The sequence below is a fragment of the Nocardia sp. NPDC088792 genome (assembly GCF_044750615.1).
In the GTDB taxonomy this organism is placed as follows: Bacteria; Actinomycetota; Actinomycetes; order Mycobacteriales; family Mycobacteriaceae; genus Nocardia.
In genome coordinates this window covers 430,311-454,292 of the sequence record NZ_JBIVKC010000004.1, presented here as the reverse complement: position 1 = coordinate 454,292, position 23,982 = coordinate 430,311, and the positions used below count along the sequence as shown (strand labels likewise).

24 protein-coding genes are annotated in these 23,982 nt (G+C 67.1%); 7 read left to right on the top strand and 17 right to left on the bottom strand.

The window, feature by feature from the left end; all coding sequences use genetic code 11:
• Positions 1-216: 216 nt before the first annotated feature.
• Together ACIP5Y_RS28685 and ACIP5Y_RS28680 are read left to right on the top strand one after the other, a co-directional pair.
• Positions 217-1,371 (top strand): sensor histidine kinase, encoded by a 1,155-nt coding sequence (locus tag ACIP5Y_RS28685; protein WP_400354667.1) that lies wholly within the window; start codon positions 217-219, stop codon positions 1,369-1,371.
• Positions 1,368-2,027, top strand: a complete 660-nt coding sequence (locus tag ACIP5Y_RS28680; protein ID WP_400354666.1) for a response regulator — start codon at positions 1,368-1,370, stop codon at positions 2,025-2,027. The genes ACIP5Y_RS28685 and ACIP5Y_RS28680 overlap by 4 nt, the downstream gene beginning before the upstream one ends.
• 12 nt (positions 2,028-2,039) lie before the next feature.
• On the opposite strand, the gene ACIP5Y_RS28675 is transcribed toward ACIP5Y_RS28680, so the two are convergent.
• From ACIP5Y_RS28675 to ACIP5Y_RS28660, 4 genes are read right to left on the bottom strand one after another with little or no spacing between them, the layout of a single operon-like run.
• A complete protein-coding gene (locus tag ACIP5Y_RS28675) occupies positions 2,040-2,909 on the bottom strand; it encodes a metal ABC transporter permease (RefSeq protein ID WP_400354664.1) in 870 nt (289 codons plus the stop codon).
• Entirely contained in the window at positions 2,906-3,811 is a 906-nt protein-coding gene (locus tag ACIP5Y_RS28670; RefSeq protein ID WP_400354662.1) for a metal ABC transporter permease, read from the bottom strand. Before ACIP5Y_RS28670 ends, ACIP5Y_RS28675 begins: the two co-directional genes overlap by 4 nt.
• Positions 3,808-4,716: a metal ABC transporter ATP-binding protein gene (locus tag ACIP5Y_RS28665; RefSeq protein WP_400354660.1), complete on the bottom strand. Its 909-nt coding sequence runs from the start codon at positions 4,714-4,716 to the stop codon at positions 3,808-3,810. Before ACIP5Y_RS28665 ends, ACIP5Y_RS28670 begins: the two co-directional genes overlap by 4 nt.
• A gap of 2 nt (positions 4,717-4,718) precedes the next feature.
• On the bottom strand, positions 4,719-5,657 hold the full coding sequence (locus ACIP5Y_RS28660; RefSeq protein ID WP_400354658.1) for a metal ABC transporter solute-binding protein, Zn/Mn family: 939 nt from the start codon (positions 5,655-5,657) through the stop codon (positions 4,719-4,721).
• 181 nt (positions 5,658-5,838) lie between these two features.
• On the opposite strand from ACIP5Y_RS28660, the gene ACIP5Y_RS28655 reads away from it, so the two are divergent.
• Both ACIP5Y_RS28655 and ACIP5Y_RS28650 read left to right on the top strand, forming a co-directional pair.
• A complete protein-coding gene (locus tag ACIP5Y_RS28655; protein WP_400354657.1) occupies positions 5,839-7,431 on the top strand; it encodes an FAD-dependent oxidoreductase in 1,593 nt (530 codons plus the stop codon).
• Positions 7,431-7,772: a 4Fe-4S binding protein gene (locus tag ACIP5Y_RS28650; RefSeq protein WP_400354655.1), complete on the top strand. Its 342-nt coding sequence runs from the start codon at positions 7,431-7,433 to the stop codon at positions 7,770-7,772. Before ACIP5Y_RS28655 ends, ACIP5Y_RS28650 begins: the two co-directional genes overlap by 1 nt.
• Positions 7,773-7,789: 17 nt before the next feature.
• On the opposite strand, the gene ACIP5Y_RS28645 is transcribed toward ACIP5Y_RS28650, so the two are convergent.
• A complete protein-coding gene (locus ACIP5Y_RS28645; protein ID WP_400354653.1) occupies positions 7,790-8,902 on the bottom strand; it encodes a lycopene cyclase family protein in 1,113 nt (370 codons plus the stop codon).
• Positions 8,903-8,994: 92 nt separating this feature from the next.
• On the opposite strand from ACIP5Y_RS28645, the gene ACIP5Y_RS28640 reads away from it, so the two are divergent.
• A complete protein-coding gene (locus ACIP5Y_RS28640) occupies positions 8,995-9,960 on the top strand; it encodes a hypothetical protein (protein ID WP_400354651.1) in 966 nt (321 codons plus the stop codon).
• A 68-nt stretch (positions 9,961-10,028) separates the two neighbouring features.
• Here ACIP5Y_RS28640 and ACIP5Y_RS28635 read toward each other — a convergent pair whose 3' ends face one another.
• From ACIP5Y_RS28635 to ACIP5Y_RS28625, 3 genes are all read right to left on the bottom strand, one after another.
• Positions 10,029-10,793 (bottom strand): SDR family oxidoreductase, encoded by a 765-nt coding sequence (locus tag ACIP5Y_RS28635; protein ID WP_400354649.1) that lies wholly within the window; start codon positions 10,791-10,793, stop codon positions 10,029-10,031.
• 318 nt (positions 10,794-11,111) lie between these two features.
• The gene (locus ACIP5Y_RS28630; protein WP_400354647.1) at positions 11,112-11,660 is read right to left on the bottom strand and encodes an SRPBCC family protein; all 549 of its coding nucleotides are present in this window, start codon (positions 11,658-11,660) and stop codon (positions 11,112-11,114) included.
• Between the two features lie 56 nt (positions 11,661-11,716).
• Positions 11,717-13,204 carry a DHA2 family efflux MFS transporter permease subunit gene (locus tag ACIP5Y_RS28625; protein WP_400354645.1) on the bottom strand — a complete coding sequence of 496 codons (1,488 nt, stop codon included), beginning with the start codon at positions 13,202-13,204 and terminating at the stop codon, positions 11,717-11,719.
• Positions 13,205-13,232: 28 nt separating this feature from the next.
• On the opposite strand from ACIP5Y_RS28625, the gene ACIP5Y_RS28620 reads away from it, so the two are divergent.
• Positions 13,233-13,640, top strand: a complete 408-nt coding sequence (locus ACIP5Y_RS28620; protein WP_400354643.1) for a MerR family transcriptional regulator — start codon at positions 13,233-13,235, stop codon at positions 13,638-13,640.
• A gap of 49 nt (positions 13,641-13,689) precedes the next feature.
• On the opposite strand, the gene ACIP5Y_RS28615 is transcribed toward ACIP5Y_RS28620, so the two are convergent.
• Complete coding sequence (locus tag ACIP5Y_RS28615; protein WP_400354642.1) at positions 13,690-14,304, bottom strand: TetR/AcrR family transcriptional regulator; 615 nt, start codon at positions 14,302-14,304, stop codon at positions 13,690-13,692.
• A gap of 88 nt (positions 14,305-14,392) precedes the next feature.
• On the opposite strand from ACIP5Y_RS28615, the gene ACIP5Y_RS28610 reads away from it, so the two are divergent.
• The gene (locus ACIP5Y_RS28610) at positions 14,393-14,860 is read left to right on the top strand and encodes a DoxX family protein (protein ID WP_400354640.1); all 468 of its coding nucleotides are present in this window, start codon (positions 14,393-14,395) and stop codon (positions 14,858-14,860) included.
• Between the two features lie 189 nt (positions 14,861-15,049).
• On the opposite strand, the gene ACIP5Y_RS28605 is transcribed toward ACIP5Y_RS28610, so the two are convergent.
• Genes ACIP5Y_RS28605 through mftC form a run of 8 tightly spaced genes read right to left on the bottom strand, consistent with a single transcriptional unit; the run spans position 15,050 to position 23,972 of the window.
• Positions 15,050-16,204, bottom strand: a complete 1,155-nt coding sequence (locus ACIP5Y_RS28605; protein ID WP_400354639.1) for an alpha/beta hydrolase fold domain-containing protein — start codon at positions 16,202-16,204, stop codon at positions 15,050-15,052.
• Positions 16,201-17,019 carry a mycofactocin-coupled SDR family oxidoreductase gene (locus ACIP5Y_RS28600; RefSeq protein WP_400354637.1) on the bottom strand — a complete coding sequence of 273 codons (819 nt, stop codon included), beginning with the start codon at positions 17,017-17,019 and terminating at the stop codon, positions 16,201-16,203. Before ACIP5Y_RS28600 ends, ACIP5Y_RS28605 begins: the two co-directional genes overlap by 4 nt.
• Positions 17,016-18,605 (bottom strand): flavin-containing monooxygenase, encoded by a 1,590-nt coding sequence (locus ACIP5Y_RS28595; RefSeq protein ID WP_400354636.1) that lies wholly within the window; start codon positions 18,603-18,605, stop codon positions 17,016-17,018. Before ACIP5Y_RS28595 ends, ACIP5Y_RS28600 begins: the two co-directional genes overlap by 4 nt.
• Positions 18,606-18,612: 7 nt before the next feature.
• Positions 18,613-19,788 carry a pre-mycofactocin synthase MftD gene (mftD, locus tag ACIP5Y_RS28590; RefSeq protein ID WP_400354634.1) on the bottom strand — a complete coding sequence of 392 codons (1,176 nt, stop codon included), beginning with the start codon at positions 19,786-19,788 and terminating at the stop codon, positions 18,613-18,615.
• On the bottom strand, positions 19,788-21,254 hold the full coding sequence (mftF, locus tag ACIP5Y_RS28585; protein ID WP_400354632.1) for a mycofactocin biosynthesis glycosyltransferase MftF: 1,467 nt from the start codon (positions 21,252-21,254) through the stop codon (positions 19,788-19,790). The genes mftD and mftF overlap by 1 nt, the downstream gene beginning before the upstream one ends.
• Positions 21,251-22,054: a mycofactocin-coupled SDR family oxidoreductase gene (locus ACIP5Y_RS28580; RefSeq protein ID WP_400354630.1), complete on the bottom strand. Its 804-nt coding sequence runs from the start codon at positions 22,052-22,054 to the stop codon at positions 21,251-21,253. The genes mftF and ACIP5Y_RS28580 overlap by 4 nt, the downstream gene beginning before the upstream one ends.
• Complete coding sequence (gene mftE, locus ACIP5Y_RS28575) at positions 22,051-22,743, bottom strand: mycofactocin biosynthesis peptidyl-dipeptidase MftE (RefSeq protein ID WP_400354628.1); 693 nt, start codon at positions 22,741-22,743, stop codon at positions 22,051-22,053. Before mftE ends, ACIP5Y_RS28580 begins: the two co-directional genes overlap by 4 nt.
• Positions 22,740-23,972, bottom strand: coding sequence for a mycofactocin radical SAM maturase (gene mftC / locus ACIP5Y_RS28570; RefSeq protein ID WP_400354626.1), 1,233 nt, complete (start codon positions 23,970-23,972; stop codon positions 22,740-22,742). Before mftC ends, mftE begins: the two co-directional genes overlap by 4 nt.
• Positions 23,973-23,982: the final 10 nt, after the last annotated feature.

Below are 23,982 nucleotides of genomic sequence, written 5' to 3'. Positions count from 1 at the left end.
AAGCTTTCCGGTTCGCCGGAAATGAATTCTGTTGCTGTCGAACACATTTCCTCGCCGGGCATTGGAAACATTACTTTCGCGGCAGGAGCGGGTCATGCGCCGAACACCGTATTTCCGGGTGGAGGCGGTCTCCACCCGGATCTCCACCGCGGGCCGTACGAATCCGGCGCGGCGGCGACGTAGTCTTCGAATGCGCTTCGGAGGGAGGCACTGCAGATGAGCGAACCCGAATGGGACGCGGAACGTCCGGAACGACTCCGCGACGCCTTGGTCCGTCCGCTGATGGCGCTGGCGGCCATCGTGGGCACGGCCATCCAATGGCCGTCGTCGCACATCGTCTACCCCGGCTGGGCGATACCGCTGTACGTCCTCACCTCGGCCGCGGCGGTGGCGGCGATCTTCCCGTGGAGCCGGGTACCGCTGCGCCGGCAGATCGTCCTGATGAGCGTCTTCATGATGTCATCGGCCGTGCTGCTTCCGCTGATCCACGACACCACGGCGGGCGCACTGTTCCCCTATATCGCGGCCGCCGCGGCGGGCGAGAAACTCTCCTCCCGGCGCGCCGCCCTCACGATCGTGATCGCCGGAACCGTTACCGCGGCCGCGGCCACCTGGCTGGTCGGACAGGCCGTGGGCCCGCACGGCCAGTGGCCGTGGTGGGCGGCGCTGACCGTCGGCCTGCCGCTCTGGATCGGCCTGTCCAACCGAGATCGCCTGTCCTCGCTGTACAACGCGCAACGCGCCGTCGAACAAGAGCGGCGCGCGGCCGCCTCCGAAGCCCGTGAGGCGGCACTCATCGAACGCGGCCGCATCGCCCGCGAAATCCACGATGTCCTCGGGCATTCGCTGTCGGGTATCGCCCTGCAACTCGATATGGCCGACGCGCTTCAGGAGAGCGGCCGCGCCGAGGAGGCGAACGCCGCCGTCCGCCGCGCCCGCGCCCTCGCCGTGGACAGCATCGGCGAAACCCGCCGTGCGGTGCACGCGCTGCGCGAGGACAGCCAGCCGCTGCCGGATACCGTGCGCCACATGGCCACAACGTTCGCGGCCGACTGCGAGATCCTCGGTGAGGAGCGGCCGCTGCCACCCGACGCGACCCACACCCTGATCCGCGTCGCCCAGGAGGCACTGACCAATGCGGCCAAACACGCACCGGGCGCGGCCGTCTCGGTCCGCCTCGTCTACGCCGACGGGCACACTACGCTGACGGTCGTGAACGGACCCGCAACGCACACCGGCACCGGGCACGCCGACGGCACCGGTATGGGCCTGGCCGGCATGCGTGAACGGGTCGCTCTGCTGGGCGGAGTGCTGCGCGCCGGACCGGAAGCGGGTTCCGGCTGGACGGTGGAAGTGGAGATACCTGCGTGAACACCATCAGGCTGGGTGTGGCCGATGATCAGGCGACGGTGCGGGAGGCGCTGGCGATCATGCTTGACCTCGATCCCGATATCGAAGTCGTCGCCACCGCCACCAATGGCGAGGAAGCCACCGAACTCGCCGCCACCCATCGGCCCGACGTGTTGCTCATGGACCTCAATATGCCGGTCCTCGACGGCGTCGAGGCGACCAGGCGCATCCGGGAAACCAACCCCGCTACAGCGATTCTCGTGCTCACCACCTTCGAGGACGACGCCTCGATCCTGGCCGCACTGCAGGCGGGCGCGAGCGGCTACCTCACCAAGGAAGCCGACCGCGCCACCATTCTGCAGGCGGTCCGGACCGCCGCCCAGGGCCAGACCGTCCTCGCTCCGGCGGTCCAACAGCGACTGCTGAGCCTCGCATCCCGCCAGCCGTCGGCCGCGCCGCCCGACGACCCGCAGATCTCGCTGACCGCGCGCGAGCGCGAGATCCTGCAACTGATCGGCGAGGGCCTGCGCAATCCGGAGATCGCCGCCCACTTGGTGATCAGCGAGGCCACCGTGAAAACCCACATCAACAATCTGTTCGCCAAGGCCGGCTTCCACTCCCGCGCCGACGCCGTCCGCTACGCCCTCCGTTTCCAGAACTCGCCCGGCACACCCTGATCCGGGCGGTCGTCAGACGGCAGTCATTCCCGCGATGACATGGGTTCGGGCTCGAAACCGGCGGATTCCGTCTAAAACGGCGGCGGCGAGATAGCAGCCCGCGGCCACCGACATGATGGTGAAACTGGCAGGCGCGGAGGGAATTTCGTAGGACGCGATGATCCCGGCCCACACCGCGAACACGGCCAGCCCCGCCGACAGCCAGAACGCCCGCCAGGGCCGATTGGTCAGCCGGGCGGCCGCCGCCGGCGGAGCCGCCAGCAGTCCCAGCACGACGATCGTGCCGACCAGCGGCGTGGCCTCGGCGACGGTCAGGCCCACCAGTCCGAGGAACACCGCACCCAGCACTCGCACGGGCACCCCTGCGGCCCGTGCGACCGCCGGATCGATGGATGCAAAAAGCAGTGGCCGCGCTATGACCAAGAGCAATATGACCGCACCGACGGCGATGTACGCGGCCGTCGTGGCGGCGGACGCGCTGATCCCGAAAATGCTGCCGAACAGGATGTTCACATTGGCGCTGCCGTTCCCGCCGCTGCGATGCGTGGTGTAGTAGGCCAGAAACAGCACACCCAGCCCGAGCACCCACGAGAAGAACGATCCGATCGCGACGTCATCGGAGCCCCCGCGAGACCCACCCATACCCAGCGCCAGGCCCGCGATCACGGCGGCGGCGAAAAGCCCTGCGCGCGGATTGATTCCGGCGGCCAGGGCCGCCATCGCCCCGGTATAGCCGACATGGCCGAGGGCGTCTCCGGCGAACACCTCACCACGCTGCACCACGAAATACCCGGTCAGCCCGCACAATACGGCCACGGCCGTCCCGGCGAACAGCGCATGCGCGATGAAAGGATGCGCGAGCATCGTCGTGATCGCGTTCATGCGGGCACCCCTTGAGCCAGGCGGCCCGGCCGCACCGCGCGGTGTGCGCGCCGATCCAGGAGTTTCCGCGTGGCCACGCAGAGCACGTAGGCCGCGAAAGCGAAGCTGCTGACCCAGAATCCGATAGGATACGGCGTATAGAACGCGAATCCCATGCCCGCCCAGGTGGCTGCGAGCGCGATGACAACCGACAGTGTGATGCCGAGACCGGGATGACCGGTCAACTGATGCGCCGCCGCGGCCGGCGCCACCAGCAGCGCGAACACCAGCAGGCTGCCCGTCACCTGACTGGTCCCGGCCGCCGCGATACCCAGCAGCACCAAGAACCCGGCCGACACCAGCCGCACCGGAACTCCATGCGCCGCAGCCGTTCCGGGATCCAGCGACGCCCACATCAGCGGGCGGCCCAGCACGAACAACAGCACCAGGCACGGCACCGCGGCCACGAGCAGGATCACGACCTGCTGCTGGGTGATCCCGGCAATGGTGCCGAACAGCAGATTCGTCAGCCCGGACAGGAAGCCGTGATAGAGGCTGACGAACAACATTCCGCACGCCAGCGCGAATGCCTGCACGGTGCCGATCACGGCGGATTGTTCACCGCCGCCCCGCGAACGCACGGCTCGCGGTATCGCCGCAATGACCAGCGCCGCACCGATACACGCGATGAAATACCCGTACCCGGCGGCCACGCCGAGCCAGACCGCCGCTGCCGCACCGGGAAACCCGACGGTGGCCAGTGTGTGCCCGGCGAAGCTCTCCCGCCGCAACACCATCATCCAGCCCACCGCCCCGGCCACCACCGCCACGATCGAGCCCGCCCGCACGGCATTGACCATGAACGGGTACGCCAGCATCCCGCGCAGATCCTGCACCAGATTCCAGGTCGCGACCGGATTCATCGGTCCTGCCTCGCAATCGGATTCGGTACCGCGTGCCCGGCCGCGACATCCGGCTGGCCCACCACGATGAGCCGCCCGGTGCTGTCCTTCAGGACCTCGATCGGAATCCCGTACAGTGCGGTGAGTTTCTCCCCGGTGATGACCTCGTCCGGCGTCCCGGTCAGGGCGGTGCCGCGCGCGACGTACACCAGCCGATCCAGGTACGGCAGAATCGGATTCACATCGTGGGCGACCATCATGACCGCCACGTTCTCGCGCCGGCACACATCGCGGATGAGCGCGCTGATGCCCGCCTGGCTCGGCACGTCCAGGCTGTCCAGCGGCTCGTCGAGCAGTAGCAGCCGCGGGCGCCGGATCAGCGCCTGCGCGATGAGCAGCCGCTGCTGTTCACCGCCCGAGCACTGCCCGATCGGTCGGCGCGCATAAGCGCTCGCGCCGACCAGGTCGATCACCTCGTGCAGGCGGCGCTGCTGTTCGGCATGGCGTTGTGGCGCAATGATTCTCGACAGTCCCGGAATCGGCGTGCCCCAGCGGGCGCCGTCGAGGCCCAGCCGCACGATATCGATGCCGCGGATGCGTACGCTCGCATCGAAGGCGCGCCGCTGCGGCAGATACCCGATCCCGGAGCGATTGCGTCCGGGCGGCCCGCCGAGCACCTCGATCTCGCCCGTGGCGGGGGTCAGCCCCAGAATCGTATTGAGCAGCGTGGACTTTCCGGCCCCATTGGGTCCGAGCACCGCCACCAGCTGTCCCGGCTCGATATCGAGCGAGACTCCCGACCACACCTGTTTACCGCCCACTACCGCCGCGGCGCCCCTCATGCGAACCACGGAGGCGGGAGCGGAAACGAGCGGCGGGGCCGCGATGTCCGTAGTCATCGCGGCCCGCGCCTTCATCTCGGTCATGGCTACTTGCCGGTCGCCTGGTGTAGCGCGTCTTCCAGGGCCTGCAGCTGGCCGGACTGCCAGTCCTGGAAGGTGGCATCGGCCGGAGCCAGCGTCTCGGTGACGGTGCTGACCGGAATGCCCTGCTTCTTGGACGCGTCGACCTGCGCCTGCACGTCGGGGGTGCTGTTCTGGCTGTTGAAGACGTAGACCTTCAGCGCCTTGGTGGCGATCTGCTTGTCGATGGTGGACTTGTCGGCGGCCGACGGGTCGGTGCCCTCACTGATCGCCTTCAGGAACTCCGGCGGCGTGATCAGATTGAGCCCCAAGGCATCCGAGAGCGGCGCGAAGATCGACTCGCTCGCCCCGACCGGAGTACCCGCGTACTTGGTCTTGATATCGGCGATCAGGCTGTTGTACTTGCCCAGGGTCACCGTGTTGAAGTTGGTGCGCTGCTGGTCGAAGTAGGCCGAGTCGGCCGGATCGGCCTGCTTGTAGTCGGCGATGATCGCGTCGACCACCTTGGCGACCGAGGCGGGGGAGTACCACTGGTGCGGATTGCCGCCATCGGGCACATCGACCAGCTTGCCGACATTCAGCTCCAGGCGACCCTGGGCCGGGTTGGCCGACAGCAGCTTGTCCGCCCAGGCGTCGTAACCGATTCCATTGGCGATCACCACCTTTGCGCCGGCCACGGTGCGCGCGTCGGCCGGGGAGGGCTCGTAATCGTGCGGGTCGGTGTCGGGGTTGGTGATGATGCTGGTCTCGTGGATCTTGTCGCCGCCGAGCTGGGCCGCGATGCTGCCCCACGCGTTGATCGTCGCGACGACCTCGATCTTGCCCGCGCTGGTGGTGGAGCCCGACGAAGAATTCGACGACGTGCTGCACGCGGTGGCCACCACCGCCAGCGCGGCCGCGCACATCGCCGCCGTCAACACACGTTTGCCGTAAAGCCCAGACATCTTACATCCCTCATCAGATCTTGAAACTGAAAATCGTTGTCATAACCGTAGCAGGTGAAATGCGGGTCCTCCACCCGGAGACTTGCCCCTGGTAGTCAAGATCCTGCTGATCGGAAACATTCAGGGGCGACCCGTGCGCGGCTTACGGTTCCGGCACAACTTCGCATGTGAGGACCGTGGCATGAGCGAACCATGGCAGAGCAGTACCGACGTCCTGGTGATCGGCGGCGGTCCCGCCGCTTGTTGGGCCGCCATCCACGCCCGGGAAGCGGGCGCCGAAGTCACCCTCGTCGACAAGGGGTATTGCGGAACCAGCGGCGCCACAGCACCTTCCGGCACCGGAGTCTGGTACGTCGCACCCGAGCACGAAGCCCGCGCCAAGGCCAAAGCCAGCCGCGAGGCCCTCGGCGGATACCTCGCCGACCACTACTGGATGGACCGGGTACTCGATCAGACCTACACGAACATGAATCGCCTTGCGGTGGAAGGCCGATACCCCTTCCCGGCGGATCCCGAGAGCGGTGCGCAACTGCGCACCGGGGTGCAAGGGCCGGAGTACATGCGGCGAATGCGGGCCTGGGTCAAGCGAATCGGTGTTCGGGTACTCGATCACTCGCCCGCGCTGGAACTGCTCGTGGACGCGGACGGCGTGGTGCGCGGGGCCGCCGGTTATCAGCGGCGCGAGGACCGTGATTATCGGATCGCGGCCGGGGCCGTGGTGGTCGCGACCGGGGGCTGTGCGTTCCTGTCGCGGGCGCTGGGTACCAATGTCGACACCGGCGACGGCGCACTCATGGCCGCCGAAGTCGGGGCGCGATTCTCCGGCATGGAATTCTCCAATGCGTACGGCATCGTCCCCAAGGGGTCGACCATCACCAAGACCGCCTACTACAGCTACGCGACCTTCTTCCACGAGGACGGGCGGGTGGTGGAGGGCGCGGGCTCGGCCAAGGGGCGATCGGTCATCGCGCAAACCCTGTTGTCGGAGAAGGTGTTCGCGCAACTCGACCGTGCCGATGCGCAGGTGCGCGCCCAGATGCGGCGCGGGCAGCCGAACTTCTTCCTGCAGTTCGACCGTCGCGGTATCGACCCGTTCACTGATCGCTTCGAGGTGGACCTGCTCGCCGAGGGGACCGTGCGTGGTACCGGTGGCATCGACATTGTCGACGATGATTGCGCGACAACGGTTCCGGGCTTGTACGCGGCGGGCGACGCCGCCACCCGGGAACGCATCTGCGGCGGCTTCACCGGCGGCGGCAGCCACAATGCGGCCTGGGCCATGTCCTCCGGCAGCTGGGCCGGGCGCGGTGCCGCGCTGTTCTCCCTGCACACGCCATGGCCGGACACCCGGACGCTGCGCGCTGCGGGTCGCGCCGGAATTCGCCCCGAGAACTCGGCCTCGGTCGGCGCGGCCGAAGTGGTCGACACCGCTCAGCGCGAACTGCTCCCGTTCGAGAAGAACTTTCTACGCCACGGTGATCGGGTCGGCGCCGCCGCCCGTGAACTCGACGCATTGTGGGCCCGCGTGACCGGTGGGCTGTACGGTCGCAGCGGACCCGAACGGGTGCGGGCCCGCGAGGCCGCCGCCATCACCGCGGTCGGCCGGCTCATGTACCGATCGGCGTTGGCGCGCACCGAAAGTCGCGGCATGAGTAAACGATCCGATCACCCCGCACTCGACCCCTGGCAACACCATCACATCGTCTCCGGCGGGCTCGGCGAGGTCTGGACGGCGACCACACCGGCCGCGTCCCGAACCCCGGTGGTGGCCTGATGATCGAACTCGTACTCACCGAGGCGTGCATCGGCTGCGACAAATGCGTGGACGTCTGTCCTACCGATGTCTTCGACCGCACCGACTCCGGAATCCCGCTCATCGCAAGGCAATCCGATTGCCAGACCTGCTTCATGTGCGAGGCGTACTGCCCGGTCGACGCCCTCTATGTCGCTCCCCAATCCACCCCGCTCGCGGATGCCGGAGCGATCCCGCCCGAGCAGATCGGGCGCTACCGGGCCGAGATCGGCTGGGGCCGAGGGCGGCGCCCCGGCAGCCTGGTCGCCATCGGCCCCGAGCTGCCGCGCGGCACGCCGCCGCCATGGCTGCCCGACCGCTGATCTTGGAATCCATTTACCTACAACGATTTCCGAGGAATCGCGACGGCCTGTGCCAGCGTGCGTCGCATCCGCCACGGCAATGCGGCGAACAGTCTCGACATGGCCGCCGCGGTGCCGGTCAGATCCTCGCGTCCAGACAGATAGGCGCGTTGGGCGGTGGGGGACAGGTCGAAGAACGCATCGAAGAACACCGGCAGGTCCTGCGGCGGCAGCGCCAGCAGGGCCCGCAACCCGGCCAGTCGCAGCAGCTGGACCGCCCGGGCCTGCGGAGTCCAGACCGGGTCGCCGTGCACGGTCGCGTCCGCGGCGCCGAGCGCGGTGGCCACGCTGTATCCGGTGGCGGGATGCATGAATGCCCCGGCCGCACCGAAGGTTCCACGCCCCGGACGGCCACCGTGCACCGGGAACCGGACCCGCTCGATGCGTTCCGAACCGCTGAATCCGATTCCGCGCGAACGCAATCGGTGCGCGAGCCGGTCCTGTAACGTCCGGATGTCCAACGCCGGGCGACCGGCCAGACAGGTCTCCTCCAAGAGGACCGTATCGTCGTCCAATGGCACGGCGTACAGGAACGACCGCGGCTCATACGGTTCCGCGCCGTTATCGTCACGCCAATCCATGAACAGCGTGTCCGCCTCGGCCCACCGCTCCCGCTCGACCATCACCCCGAACGCGGTCTGCTCGGCCAGCTCGGGGGAGCGGCCCACACCGCGCGCGTCGACGACCCGCCCGGCGGGCAGCATCTGGCCCGAAGCCAGCCGCACCGAGGGCAGATCGTGCCCGGCCGTACCCCAACGCGTCGGCCTGACGATCTCGATCACCCGGTCCCGCACGATCCGCGCCCCGGAAAGGTCCAGCGAATCCCGCAGCACGGCCGTATCGAACACGACATAACGCCGATCGAACTCGGCGCGCCGGGTTCCCCAGGCCACCGGACGATCGACCGCGGCGGCGATGGTCTCCGGCGCCAGCCACGCCGGAAGCTCATCCGCCCAGGCCGCGTACGTGGCGATCCACGGGCGCTGCGGTTGCGGTTCGATGATCGTGACCGATAGTCCCTTGGCAAGCGCACGATGAGCCAGGGCACGCCCGGCCGGGCCCGCGCCGCAAACGAGCAGATCGTCGGTCATGCCCGTGATTGGATCATGTGCAGCAACCGTCATACGCTTCGGTAACGAGAGTCGTGCCGGGAGGGGTCCGGCACGCCGCGAAAGGTAGGCAGATGACGTATCCACCCGGACCGCCGTCGGGTCCCGGATTCGGTGGTGATCCGAATGCCCACGGGCAGCAGCCGCAGGACGCGGCCTGGTGGGATCATCCGACCCAGGCACAACCCGACTACGGGCAGCAGCAACAGCCGACGTGGACCGGCCAACCGGTCGACCAATCCGGCTGGCAGCAGCCACAGGCCGGCCAACCGGCCTGGACCGGGTCGCAGGGCTACCCGCAGCAGGCGGGCTACCAGCAGGGCTATCCGCAGCAGCCGGGATTCCCGCAGCAGGGCTTCCCGCCGCCGCAGCCACCCAAGTCCAAGACCGGACTGATCGTCGGCATCGTGCTGGGCATAGTCGCGGTGCTCGCCGTCGCCGTCGGCGCGATCGTGTTCGTCACCAAGGACGACAGCAGCAATACCGCGAGCAGCACCACCAAGACCACGGCGACCACCACGACGTCGAGCTCATCCGTCGCGCCGACCACGGCCCCCACCACCTCCTCCAAGCCCCCGGCAGCGGCCGGCGGCCGTTTCAGTTACACCGAATACGGCCAGGACTGGAACTTCAAACTCGGCAATGTGCAGCTGTCCGCCTCGTGGGTGGGAGGCCACGACTACGACACCTGCGCGCCCATCGAGAAGGCCGGCAAGCTGACCAGCCTCGGCTGCCAGACCGCCTCCGTACTGACGTGGCGCACCGAGGGCGGCGCGGTCCTGCTCACCCAGCTCGTGCTCGGCATGCGCGACTCGGATTCGGCGTCCGGCGCCGATGGCCAGTTCACCGATGACGACCTGAACCTGCCCTCCGACAGCGTCATCGCCGACTTCGCGACCGGTAAATGGAAGGACGGCAGTCAGGGCAAGTTCCTGGTCGTCACCGTGGGAACCGCCACCAACGCGGTCGACGTCCCGACCGTCGAGAAGTACCTCAAGTACCGCCACAGCGACACCCTCGCCGCTCTGATCTGGCGCTGATCAGGTCCCTGCGGTTCGTGCCCGGCATCGAATACCGATGCCGGGCGCAACTTTTCGCAGACGCTTGATCAAATCCCGCCCGTGGCAAGCAGCCCGCCATCCACACGCACGGTAGTGCCGGTGATCCACGACGACTCACTCGACGCGAGAAACCCGATGAGCGAAGCGACATCCTCCGGCGACCCCAGCCGCTTCATCGGATAAGTAGCCGCCGTCGCATCCTCATCCGCCGAGTAGAGCGCATCCGCGAACTTGGTCTTCACCACGCCCGGCGCCACCGCATTCACCCGAATCCTCGGCCCCAACTGCCAGGCCAACTCCTCGGTCAGCCGAATCAGCGCCGCCTTCGACGCCCCATAAGCCGCGATCACACCAGTAGAGCGCAGCCCGGCCACGCTCGCCACATTGACGACCGCACCCCCGTGCTCACCCATCCACGCCTTGTAAGCCTCCTGCACATACCCCAGCGCCGCAACAACATTGACGTCGAAGATCTTGCGCACAGCCTCCAGATCGGCCTCCATGAGAAACCCGTAAACCGGATTGATCCCAGTGTTGTTGATCAACACATCCAACGACCCGAACTGCGCCACAGCCGCCGCCACCTGCTCGGCCCGAGCCCCCGCATCCCCCGAATTCCCCGCCACCGCAACAACCTTCCCGGCGTGCCCCAGCCCCCGCAACTGCTCCGCAGCCTCCTCCAACGGCTCCGCCTTCCGCGCCGTCACCACCACATTCGCCCCCCGCGACAGCAACTCCGCCGCCACCGCAAACCCGATCCCGCGACTGGCCCCGGTAACCAGCGCACTCTTCCCAACCAGATCATCACTCATGTGCAGGCACCCTACTTCAGTCACCTCTGACCGGCGATTTCGCCTCGGTTCAGGGCTCATGCACTCGCTGTGGACCGGTCGAGTCGCACTGAAGCACGACTTCTGTTCACTCGCATGCGGATTCAGGCACGAGTCGGCTGGTACTCGAGATTCGCTCTGACCAGAGGATGAGGCTGGCCGGATGGTCGAGCGGTTCTTCGCCCGGCATCGGGGGCGGACGAGCGGGAGATGACCAGCGGACCGCTGCTTCGGTCGGGAACGGCAATCCGCTGGACGCCGAGAGGTCTTGACCCACAGGCGAATCCTGTCGGGCCCTGCTCAGTCGGTGGTGCGGCGGCGGACCGTGCGCTCGAGGATGCCGAGGGTCGCCTTCAGTGCGGACTCGGGGACGACGGGGAAGGTGAGTCGCTCCTTCCATGCCTCGTCGAGCTCGGACCAGTCGTAGTACGAGGTGATGAGGGTGCCGTCCGCGGTCGGCTCGAGCCGATAGCCGTAGATATGGCGGACGAACGGGCGGATCTGCCCCTCGACCGTCCACGCGATCTCCCGGCCGGGAACCAGCTTGGTGATGACGACCTCGACGTCGTACTTGCCCAGCGGAAAGTCGCCCAGGGCCTCCCGGTCCATGTGGACCACGAAGCGATCACCGGCCTGCTCGACCGGTTTCCCTTCGGCGTCCATGAGCATGCCCGACGCGTCGATATCCACGTGGCCCTGCGGGTCGGTCAGCACCGCGAAGATGGCCTCGGCGGGCGCGGGGATGAGTCTCGAGACCTCGATTCGCTCGATGTTTTCGCTGCTGCGAGGCGTTCCCGTGGTCGCGCTCGGGGAAGCCGCGTCGGGGCGGTGTGGTTCGTTCGTGCTCATCGCGTGGTGCCTTTCAAGCCGTGTCGGATCAAGTACCGACCGTAATCGAGTGTCGGTCAGCCTTCTTGGTCTGCGCCGGTCATGGCAGTCATCGTGATTCGGGTCCCGCGCCCTTCGTCGCGAAACAACACGAGTGCGGAGACAACTGCCAGCAGGAGTACTGCGGCCGCGACTTCGAAGCCGGTGCGGTAACCGGCCGCCAGTGCCTGGGTGTGGGCCTGGCCGCTGTGGAGCAGGTGAGTGGTGCGGTCGGAGGAGATCGCCGCGATCACCGCCAAACCGAGGGCACCGCCGATGGTGCGGGTGACGTTCACAAGTCCGGACGCCACGCCTTGTCCGTCGGCCGGCACTCCGGTTACCGCGGCCACCGTGACCGGTACGAATGTCAACGCGAATCCGAAAGCGACCACGAGCGACGGTAGGACCACCGCCGTTGCCGTACCGGAATCGGTTACCGTGTGCGCCAGTAGCAGCAGACCGGCCGCGCCGATCGCCGCGCCTATCGTGATGCTGCCGCGAAAACCGATGTACCGCACCAGTAGTGGGCCGGCTCCCGCGCAGACGATCAGCAACGCGCTGAAGGGCACCAACGCCAACCCGGCCTGAGTCGCGTCACGTCCCAGCAGTTGCTGCAGTTCCAGCGATACCAGATAGAACAGCGCGTAGATGCCGCCGGAGATGAACATCTGCACGAGGTTGGCGGCTCGGACCGGACGGATGCGCCACAACGCCGGAGGGATCAACGGCTGCGCTGTGGTCCTGGCCTCGTGCACAAAGAAGAAGAGCAGAAGAGCGACCGTGGCGGCCAGCGGAATCACGACAGCGGGCGAATACCACGCGACCGCACCGATCTGGGCGATCCCGTAGACGAGCAGCGCCACCGCAGTGGTCGACGAGAGCGCACCGAGCAGGTCGAAGGTCCCACGGCGTCCCGGTTTGTCCCTCGGAACGAATCGCAGCACGGCCACGATCGCCGCGATACATATCACCGGGTTGATCGCAAAGATCCACCGCCAGCCCGGACCGTCGACCAGCAGCCCGCCGGCGACGAAGCCCAGTGACCCGCTCACCGCGGTAGTAATGCCCCAGGTGGTGAAGGCGACCGTTCTCGCCCTTCCCTCGGGGAACAGCATGGCGAGCAGCGCCAGGGTCATCGGAGCGACGAATCCGGCCGCGACGCCCTGCACGCCGCGGAATCCGACCAGCAGGCCCGCGTCGGGAGCAATGGCACAGGCCAGCGAGGCGAGCCCGAACACCGCCGTACCGGCGACGAACACCCGGCGGTGGCCGTATCGATCGCCGGTACGGCCACCGAGCAGCAGGAAACCGCCGAAGCAGACCGTGTACGCGGTGATCACCCACTGCAACATATGTTCCGAAAAGCCCAGGTCACGTTGCAGGGTAGGGAGGGCGATGTTGACCACCGTGATGTCCAGGGCCTCCAACAGCTGTGCGGTACACAGCGCAGCCAGTGCCACCACATGCCCGGTGGTCCAACGAAATTCGATGTCGCGGCCTACCGCCGCCGTTGCGGTCTTGCGCATGCCGCCCACGATGCAGGTTAATGTGCACATGAAGTCAAGCGAGCTGACCGTCGGTCAGGTGTCCGCGGCGTTCGGGTTGCCGTCGCATGTGTTGCGGTACTGGGAGAGTGAGGGATTGTTGCGGCCCCGTCGCCGTGAGAGCCGGCGATGCTACGGCCCGGAGGATGTCCGCAGAGTTGCCCTCATCCTGTTGGCTCGTGAGGCGGGTTTCGGCATACGCCAGGTGCAGACGCTGCTGTCCACTCCGGACCCGATGGCTCAGCCGGAATTGTTGCGCACACACATCATTGAGCTCGATCGGCGCATTGCCCACGCTCAAGCGACGAAGGAACTCATCGAGCACGCCATGCAGTGCCCGGACGCCTTCGACGACTGCCCGCACGCCCGTGATCGCATTACCGAGCGCATCCCGGCGGCTCTACGTGCACTCCCGTGAACGGAGGCCCAGCCGCTTTCGTGATGGTCGTGTCCCGCCGCGGGATCTCCTAGGGTCGTGACGGATCGGCCGTGCTCTGCGTGGTTTCGGCCGGATCGTTTGTCCGCGTGAGTATCTCGGCGATCGCTCGTGCGCCGTCGACGGGATCGGTGACCAATTCCGTTGGTAGTATTCCCGCGTTCCACAGCGCCGCGAATCCGTGGACCAGCGACCACGCGGCAAGCACCGCCGAAGCGCCTGAATCGCTCAGTGCGCCCAGGTCGCCGATGCCCTCGGTCAGTGACGTGAATGCGCGTTCTCCCGCGGATGCCAGCCCCGGGTCGTCCGTGTTGTAGAGGTCGGGGCGAAACATGACCTCGAAGTGCGCACGGTGCTCGATGGCGAATCGCACATAGCAGACACCCAGATCGACCAACCCGCCCTGCTTGCTCGCGGCGTGGAGGTCGCCTGCCAGTAGTTCGAAGCCCTCGGTCGCGAGCGCGGTCAATAGTCCGGTCTTGTCTCCGAAGTGGTGTACCGGCGCGGCGTGGGAGACGCCGGCACGGCGAGCTATGTCGCGAAGGCTGATGGAGCTCGCGCCGTTCTCGACGATGGCCGTTGCTGCGGCGTCGAGGAGGGCGCGGCGCAGGTCGCCGTGGTGATAGGGCCGCCGATCAGTCGTCATGCAGGCCATCGTATCTCGGATCTTTCTCTTGACAAGATTACCCCCGAGGCGCAATCTTTCCATTGAAAAGATTCGAGAAAGGGTCGCAATGGCTCCTCTGGTCATCCTCATCACCGTCACCCTGGTCCTGATCGTCGCCCGCAGGTGCGGCATCGGACGCTTGCAGCACCCGGTCGATGCCCTGCGCGGTGGCCTGGCCGCGATGTTCACCGCGACGGGCTCGGCCCATTTCGTCGGTATGCGGCAGGAACTGATCGCGATGGTCCCGCCTGGACTGCCGGCGCCAGGAATGCTGGTCACGATCACGGGCGTGCTGGAACTACTCGGTGTCGTGGGACTCCTGTGGCATCGACAGACCGCCTACTGGAGCGCGATCGGGTTGACGGCGCTGCTCGTAGCGATATTTCCGGCCAACGTGCACGCCGCGCTCGCACATCAATCCTCGGCGTTCGAGGACCAACTCGTCCCCAGGACGATCATGCAGCTGGTTTTCCTGGCCGCCACTATCACCGTGGTCGCGCGGACTCGGCCAGTGCGCGCTCTGAGCCTGCGATGATCCGCGCGTGGTGGGTTTCGACCTGTTCATCAGCTGCCTCGGCGACCGAGCGCGCCCAGTGGTCGAAATGGGGGTGGGGCATTCGGTGGGGCGTCTGAATGCCCCAGGTGCACGCGACCAAATCCCCTGGTAGATAGGTGTTTTCTGTGGAATTTCATAGCCAGGGTCTTACCCAAAAACAACAAATATTCAACACATCGGGCCGGACGGGCGGTCCCGTGCGTCCCGGACATCGCTGTGGGGTAGGGGGTTCCATCCCGCTACGGTCGGTGCTGGTGAAAGACCTGCGTCCAATGCAGTGTGTAGCGCGCTGACTGCCTCCAGTAGGACGGTGCGGCCTGCGTTGCCGAAGGCCGTGCCGTAGATGATGCCGTGGATCAGTGTCGGGTGGCGGCGCAAGGTTGTCGGGACTCCTGTGTTTTGGAGGCGGTGTGCGTATTCTTCGCCTTCGTCGCGGAGTGGGTCGAATCCGGATACCGCGATGTAGGCCGGGGGCAGGCCGGAGAGGTCGGATGCCAGGAGGGGGGAGGCGCGGGGGTCGGTGGCTTGGGCGGGGTCTGAGAGGTAGTTGTTCCGGAACCAATCCATGTGTGCTTCGGTCAGCACGTAGCCATCGGAGAACAGGGAGTAGGAGTGGCGTTTTCGGGACAGGTCGGTGATGGGGCAGAACAGTAATTGGAAGGCGGGCGGAATGCCTGCGGCGGTTGCGTGCTGGGCTGTGACGGCCGCCAGGTTGCCGCCCGCGCTTTCACCCGCGACGACGAGGCGGTCGGGTCGGCCGCCGAGTTGTTCGGCATTGTCGTGGGCGAAGCGGTAGGCCGCGATCGCGTCCTGGATCGCGGCGGGGAACGGATGCTCCGGTGCGAGCCGGTATCCGATCGAGAGCACCGGAATTCCGGAGCGGTCGGCGAGAAATCGGCAGACGTTGTCGCAGGCGTCGATGCTGCCCACCGTCCAACCGCCGCCGTGGAAGAACACGATCAGCGCGCCGGTGTCGGTCGATGTCGTCGGGGCGTACAGCCGCGCGGGAATCGGACCGCCGTTGCCCGGGATCTCCAGGTCTTCGATCCGGCGCTGCGGTATCGCGTGGCCGAGCATGCGGCCGCCGAAGTTCATTGCCGCCCGGGAGTAGCGAAGAGGGATGGCGTTCATGGGCTTTCGGGGCATCAAGCCGTACAGCCCCATTGCCTGCCGGAGGCCGGGATCCAGAGTCTGGCCGTCGATCACCACATCGAAGTTCCGGATTGCCTGCGGGCGTAGGATTTTCAGTGCCCACGCCGAACCCCGCAGCAGCGCTCGGGCGAGTCGATCCACGCCCGGCGCTGCGCTGCGTTGCGTGGTCACCGGGCGAGGAAACCCTTCTCGACCGGAATCTGCGCGCCCGTAATGACCCCGGAACCGTCACCCGCGAGCCACACCACCACATCCGAAATCTCTTCCGGCTCAACAAGACCGTCGGTCTTCAGCAGGGTGGGGGTGTAGCTGTAGACGTAAGCGGGAAACTCCTCGAACATCTTGTACATCGAGGTGTCGTTGCCGAGCGGGGTATTGGTTCCGTACGGGAGCAGGGTATTGACCCGGATGCCGTATTCGCCGAGTTCGATCGCCAGCGATTTCGTCAGGCCGACCACACCGAACTTGCTTGCGGCGTAGTGCCCGCATCCGGGCGGCGCCTTGACGCCGGCCGACGAGCTGATGGTCATGATCGATCCACCGTTCCCGGCTTCGATCATCGCGGGCACCGTCGCTTTGATGGTGTTCCAGACGCCGGTCAGATTGACGTCGATGGTTTCGGCGAACTGTTCCGCCGAGATCTCCCAGAGCCGGCCCCAATTGCAGACGCCCGCATTGGCGACCACGATGTCGAGTCGGCCGAATCGGTCGATGGCCTCGGCAACCGCGCCCTGCTGACCCTCGAGGTCTCGGACATCGACCTGCTTGGTCAGGACCGTGCCGCCCGCTGCCTCGACGAGACGCGCGGTCTCCGCGAGGTCCTCCGGTTCGGCCATTGCGTAGCCGCTGAACTTCGTGTTCGCGCAGGCGTCGACCGCGACGATATCGGCTCCGGCTCGCGCCAGGGCGAGGGCGTGCGATCGGCCCTGTCCCCGGGCAGCGCCGGTAATGTAGGCGACTTTTCCGGCCAGCGTCTTCTCGGTCATGCACTTGCCTCGTTCTCGTGTCGATCGGATACGGGTTGTGTTGTGGGAGAGATTGTTCGGCTGCCGCGTGCGAACTCGTAGTCGCCCAACGGGGAGTGTCGGCTGAACCACCAGGCGCCGCTGATGGTTTGGGGACGGTAATAGAGCGCGTCGCCTTGCGAGTTGACGAAGTAGGTGCGGAGCCCGGGGTTGCAGTCGACGGTGTAGGTCCGAATGAGCTTCTCGTTGCGGCGCATTCGGCTCACCCAGCGGTCGAAGGCCGCAGGTCGCACGCGTGCGACCGTGGCTTTGCGCCGGGTGGTTTCGGCGATGATGCGGACAGCGTGCCGGGCGGTCAGGTCGATGAAGGTGTGCCAGGCGACTCCGACATAGCCTTGCGGACCGACCAGGGACCATCGGTTGGGGAATCCGGGGTGCGCGCTACCGCCATAGCTGCGCAAGCCGTTTCGCCGGTAGTCCGCGGCCAGGTCCTGTCCGGACTCGCCCACGATTCCCCCGATTCGGTAAGACTCGGGGTCGGTGAACAATTCGTAGCCGGTGGCCATGACGATCAGGTCGTACGGCCGCTCGAGCCCGTCCTCGGTCCGTATTCCGCCGGCGGTCACCCGCTCGATCGGGTCGGTGATCAGTGACACCGTGGGCGATTCGAGCGCCGGGAAGAAACTGCTACTGAGAATGGGCCGCTTCGCGAGGATCCCGTAACCGGGGATCAGCGCCGCCCGGTCGGCGGGGTTCGAGACCTGTGTGCGCAGCAGTAGTCGGTACAGTGCCCGCCAGATCTTGTCGTACTGCGGCAATACCGTCACCAGCACCGAGCGCGGAAGTCTGGGCAGCACATTGCAGATGAGCTGCAATGGCAATTCCATCAGCGCCAGTACCGTGCCATTGAGCGCCGCGACGACGCCCGGCAGCGCCAGCACCCGCCGCATCCGGTGCGAGATCTCGGCGTCCGGCTTGGGCAGTATCCAGGCCGGTGTCCGCTGATAGATATCGACACCCGCGGCCTCGTCGGCGATCGCCGAGAGTATCTGCACCGAGCTCGATCCCGTGCCGATCAGCGCGACTCGTTTTCCGGCGCAGCTGTATTCGGGATCCCAGGAGTTGGGGCGCAGGATCGTGCCGGTGAACTCCGCGGTTCCGGGTATCTGGTCGGTGGACTTCGGGTTGATATAGCCGCCCACCGCGTTGATGACGAAGCGTGCGGTCACCGATTCCCGGCCGGCGATATCGAGTACCCAGACCTGGTCTCGCTCGTCCCACACTTCGCGCTGTACCTCGGAATTGCCACGGAAGTGGGCGTAGAGGCCGAGCCGCCGTGCGACATCTCTGTTGTATCGCTGAATCTCGGGACCGTCGGGAAAGAGCCTGGACCAGTCCGGGTTTCGCGCGAACGGGAATTGGTAGAACAGGGTCGGTACATCGACCGCGAGTCCGGGGTAGAAATTGTCCCGCCAGCTGCCGCCGAAGTCGTCGGCGCGCTCCAGAATGACGAAGTCTGTGATGCCTGCCCGCTGTAGGTAGTGGGCGGCGGTGATGCCACCGGGTCCGGCCCCGATGACGGCGACCTCGAAATAGTCTCTGGCCATTCGTATTTCAATCCTTGCCTAGTTTTCGTCCGAATCCGGGCGGCATGACCACGTCGGCTCGCGTCAGCTCCCGCACACTGCTGCGGCCGAGACCGCGCAGCGCGGAATCGATACCGCCACTGAGAATGTCGAGCACGTTCTCGACTCCCGGCTGACCCGCGCTGGCCAGACCCCAGAGGTAGGCCCGGCCGATCATGACCGCACGTGCACCGAGCGCGAGCGCCTTCACCACATCGCTGCCCCGGCGGACGCCACCGTCGAGCACGATCTCGATCTCACCGCCCACCGCGTCGACGACCGGGGCCAGTGCCCGGATGGATGCGGGCGTGGTGTCGAGATTGTTGCCGCCGTGATTGGAGACCGAGAGGGCGGTGGCGCCGGTGTCGACGGCGCGTCTGGCGTCGTCGATCCGCATGATGCCCTTGAGCATGACCGGCCCGCCCCACTGTTCGACCAGCCAGCGCAGGTCGTCCCAGGTCGGCGGCGGAGTCTGCATCCACTCCCCGTACGCCTCGAAGAAAGTCGGTGCGGGCCGGCCCGGGATACCCATATTGGGGACCGTGAGATCAGGGATGCGGCCCGACTTCACGAAGCGCGCGAGCCATCGTGGATGGGTGAGGGCCTGGGGACCGTACTGGATCAGCGCCTTGAGGTCGACCCGCTCCGGAATGGCCGGACTGCCCCAATCGCGTCCGTGGCTGAACGACCAATCCAGGGTGACGATCAACCCGACGACGCCGGCGGCCCGTGCGCGTTCCATCCGCTGGATCAGCTGATCCTTGTTGCCGGACCAGTAGATCTGCAGCAGCGTCCGGGGATTCGCGGCGGCGACCTCCTCCACCGACTTGCCCGCGAACGAACTGAGTCCCACCAGGGTGCCGCGTGCCGCTGCCGCCCGTGCGACGGCCACCTCGCCGTCCGGGTGGATCGCCTGCGCGCCGACCGGAGAGATAATGACCGGCAAGGCGATTCGCTGTCCCATGACGGTCGTGGAGAGGTCGCGGTCCGCGGTCTGACCGACCAGATGTGGCGCGAAGCCCAGCTCGCCGAACGCGGCGATATTGTCCTTCAGGGTCACGCCGGCTTCCGAACCGGCGATCAGTGCGCCGTACACCGATTTCGGTAAGCGGCGTTCGGCGCGGCGTTGCGCCTCGGCCACTGTCTCGAACCAGGGGTTGGCCATTACTCGAATCCTTTCGATGACGAGGGTGCTGCCGCCGATCCCATTGCAGCCCAGCCATTTCGGTGATTGCGGCGGGCGAGTATCGGTGTGATCGGGGCAGCGGTGCGATGGCGTAGGCAACCTGCCCAAACGCCCGCACCGTAGGCGGTGTGGTCGGCGAGTTGGCCGAGCACGAATCGAATCGGGTCCAGCCTCGGACGCGCCCGGAAGTAGGTGGTCACAGGCGTGCCCAGAAGTAGTGAAGCGGCGGATATGCGACGCATCCGCCGACGCGCCGGACGTCCCGCGCGGGTGAGCAGCAACACCACGAGGACCGGACTCGCGAACTGAATCATGAAGCGGCCCAGCCCGAGCCAGGTCTGCCACAGGCCGGCGGCGGTGGTGGCGAGCGTGCCGGTGGTGGGCAGATCGATCCGGCGCAGCGTCCGTCTCATGTCCGACGCGGACAGCCCGAATGTCAGCGCGGCCGCAGTGGGGCGTCCGGCCAGTGCGGCGAGCACGGTGACCGAATGCCACCGATGCGCGACCAGCGGAGCTGACGCGGACGGATGCCGTTGTGCCAGTGGGGCAGCCGAGGTCCCGTAGTGGAAGCGCCTGGCCAGCAAGTCCGGCCAGCAATGCGGTTCCCGGTGGTACACCCGCGCCGCGGGCTCGTACCGGATGCGCAGACCGGCTTCGTGCAGCCGCCAGATCAGGTCGACATCCTCGCCGTAGCGCAGCTCCTCGTCGAATACCCCGATGTCGCGCAGGGCATCCCGGCGCACGACGAGCGCGGCGCTGGGCAGGTAGGCGATTCGCGTACCGGGTGCCACCCGGCCCTCGGCCGTGCCCATATCCAAGCTCCCCGCGACCTCGCCGTAGCGCGCAGCCGATGTCGGCCCCTCGAGTGCGACGATGCGCGGCGCGACCGCCGCCACCAGCGGGTCGGCGAAGTGGGGGAGGAGTTCCCCGAGCCAGTCCGCCGTGGCGATGCAGTCACTGTCGAGAAAGGCGACCAGCTCGGTCTCGACCGCGGTCAGGCCGGTATTGCGGGCGGCGGCCGGACCGCCGCAGCGCGAACGCCGCAGCAGCGTGGCCGAGTGCTCGGCGACGGTGTCCGCCAGTGCCTTTCGATCGGTCGAGCCGTCGTCGACCACGACGGTGGGATGGTCGCCGCCGAGTGAGTCCAGGCATTGCCTGAGCATGTCCGCTCGGTCCTTGACCGGGATGACGATCGTGACCGTGAGCCGGGTTGCCGACACCGGGGGCCGGGGATGTGCCAAGCCCGCATCGGTGAGCCGCCGAGCCAGCACTGCGCCGGCGGCGGACCGGACCGGACCGCTCCGCAATTCGGCCCAAGCGGCAGTTCCGGTCGACGACAGCCGCAGCACTCTGGCGGGCGAACCGCCCCGCAGAGTGCCGGTATCGATCTGCACGGTATCGACATCGACGGCGATGTGAAAGCCCTGTGGCAGTGCGTGATTCACAGCGCGAGCCCGCCGTCGACGGGGAGCACCGCGCCGGTGATTCCACCGGCGGCAGCGGACGCCAGAAAGGCCAGCGCGGCAGCGATCTCCCGTGGCTCCAACAGTCGCCCGAGCGGCTGTTGCGCCGCGAAGGCGGCGGGACCGGAGAGGTCGTAGAGGCGGGCGCTCTCGGCCAGGATCGGCGTGTCGGTCGATCCCGGACTGACCGCGTTCGCGGTGATGCCGGTGCCGCCCAACTCCACGGCGAGTGCTCGAATCAGCCCCGCGACACCCGCCTTCGCCGCGCAATACGCCGCCAGCATGGGTAGTCCTCTGGTCGCGGCGGCAGAGGCCACGGCCAGGAACCGGCCGGAGCGCGGTTCGGGTTGCTCGAGCAGGGACGGAATCGCCGCTCGGGCAAGGGAAATCACTCCGCCCAGATTGATATCGAGCACCGCTTGTTGCTGCTCCTGCGGCATCTGCCACAACGGCACGCCACCCGCGACGACACCGGCGCAGGCGATTCCGGCGTCGACCCGGCCCCAAAGTCGTTGCGCCTCGTCCACTGCGGCCTCGACGGCCTCGGGATCACGAACATCGGCGCTATAGCAGTGAATTCGATCCGGCTGCCCGCCGAGTCTCCGCCCCCGCGCGACAACCTCGGCGAGATCGTCCGGTGTCGCCATCGCATACGGCAACGCCGGGTCGTCGGCGACACAATCGACAGCCAGAACCGACCAGCCATCTGATATCAACGCCAGCGCGGTCGCAGCACCGATGCCGCGCGCCGCTCCGGTGATTACCGCCACCGGCCCGGTCATGCTCGTTCCGAGGGGAGCCAGGTGGTGAACTCGTGCAGGAGTGTGGCACTGAAGGTTTCGAGGAGGTGGTGGCCGAATTCGGGGTCGGCGTGGGTGGGGTCGCCGAGGATGCCCGTGTCGGTGACGGCGCGGACGCCGCCGGTGCGCAGGGTCGGCATGAGCTCGGCGAGGGAGCGCAGATCGCCCGGTAGCGCGCGTTCCATGCGCACGTGCTCGGGTGTGAGTGCCAGCATCATCGATGTCTCGTGGTGACCGGCGTGTGGATCGCCGTCCCAGCTCGGGCTGAACAATTGCACGGCACGCGATTCCGCGCGCAGCTGCCGTACGGCCCGGGTGAGGGGCTCGTGATTGCCGCCGTGCGCGGAAACCAGCAATACCCGGTGGAAAGTGTCGAAGGCGGAGCGGCACAGCTCCACGATGAGCAATTCCAATGCGGCCTGGCCGATCGAGAGGGTGCCGGCAAACCCGGCGTGCTCGCCCGAAGAGCCGTAGGCGAGTGCCGGTGCGACCAGTACATCGTCGCGGGCGGCGGCGAGTCGCTCGCACAGGGCTACGGCGACTTCGGTATCGGTCGACAGCGGCAGGTGCGGGCCGTGCTGTTCGGTCGATCCGATCGGGATGACCAGCACCGAGTCGGCAGCGCGCGCTTCGATCTCCGGCGAGGTCAGCTCGGCGAGCTGGGGCATCATCGGCCGCCTTGCCGCGTGGTGGGCGGGGTGAAACCGGCGAGCGGGTTTTCCTCGCAGGCGCGATCCGGGATGCTCCCTGCCGGCGGTCCCCAGCCGAGCTGCACCGGAACGCTTTTGCGAGTGCGGTGCGAGTGGTCCAGCGACGGCCTCGGTCGATCGGTGACGGTCGGCATGGTCAAGGCTGTCGTGCCGAAACCCTTGACACACTCCGGATCCGGGCCGTCCAGGGGCAGGCCGGTGAAGAACTTGGCGGCCATGCACCCGCCTCGGCAGGCGTCGAAGGCCGAGCACGAGGTGCACGCGCCGCCGGTCTGCGGCGCGCGCAATTCGGTGAACAGTTCCGAACTCTGCCACACCTTTTCGAAGCCACCGGCGTCGAGAACATTGCCGGCCAGGAAGTTCTGATGGATCGCGAACGGACAGGCGTACACGTCGCCGACCGGGTCGATCAGGCACACCACGCGACCCGCGCCGCACAGGTTGAGTCCCGGCAGCGATTCGCCGTATCCGGCCAGATGGAAGAAGGAGTCCCCGGTCAGCACCTGCTCGCCGTGGGCGAGCAGCCAGTCGTAGAGTTCGCGCTGCTGGCCGGCGGTCGGATGCAGTTCGTCCCAGACGTCCGCGCCACGGCCGGACGGGCGCAGCCGCGTAATACGCAATTGCGCATCGAACCGGTCGGCGATCGCCTTGAAGGCATCGAGCTGACCGACATTTCGGCTGGTCATCACGACCGAGATCTTGAAGCCGCGGAATCCGGCTGCTGCGAGGTTCTCCATGGCCCGCAGGGCCGTGGCGTACGAACCCGGCCCGCGTACCGCGTCATTGATCTCGGCGGTAGCGCCGTCGAGTGAGATCTGCACGTCGACGTAGTCACTGTCCGCGAGGCGTCGCGCCACCTCTGGGGTGATCTTGATTCCATTGGTGGAGAACTTGACTCCGACATGGTGTGCGGTGGCGTAGTCGACCAGTTCCCAGAAGTCGGGGCGCACGGTGGGTTCGCCACCGCCGATATTGACGTAGAACACCTGCATACGCTCGAGCTCGTCGATGACGGTCTTGCACTGCGCGGTGGTCAGCTCGCGCGGATCGCGCCGCCCCGAGCTGGACAGGCAGTGTACGCAGGACAGATTGCAGGCGTAGGTCAGTTCCCAGGTCAGGCAGATGGGGGCGGTGAGGCCGAACTGGAATTGATCGACGAGCGATCCGGCGGGGTCCGCGGCCAAGGTCATGGCTGTCGGC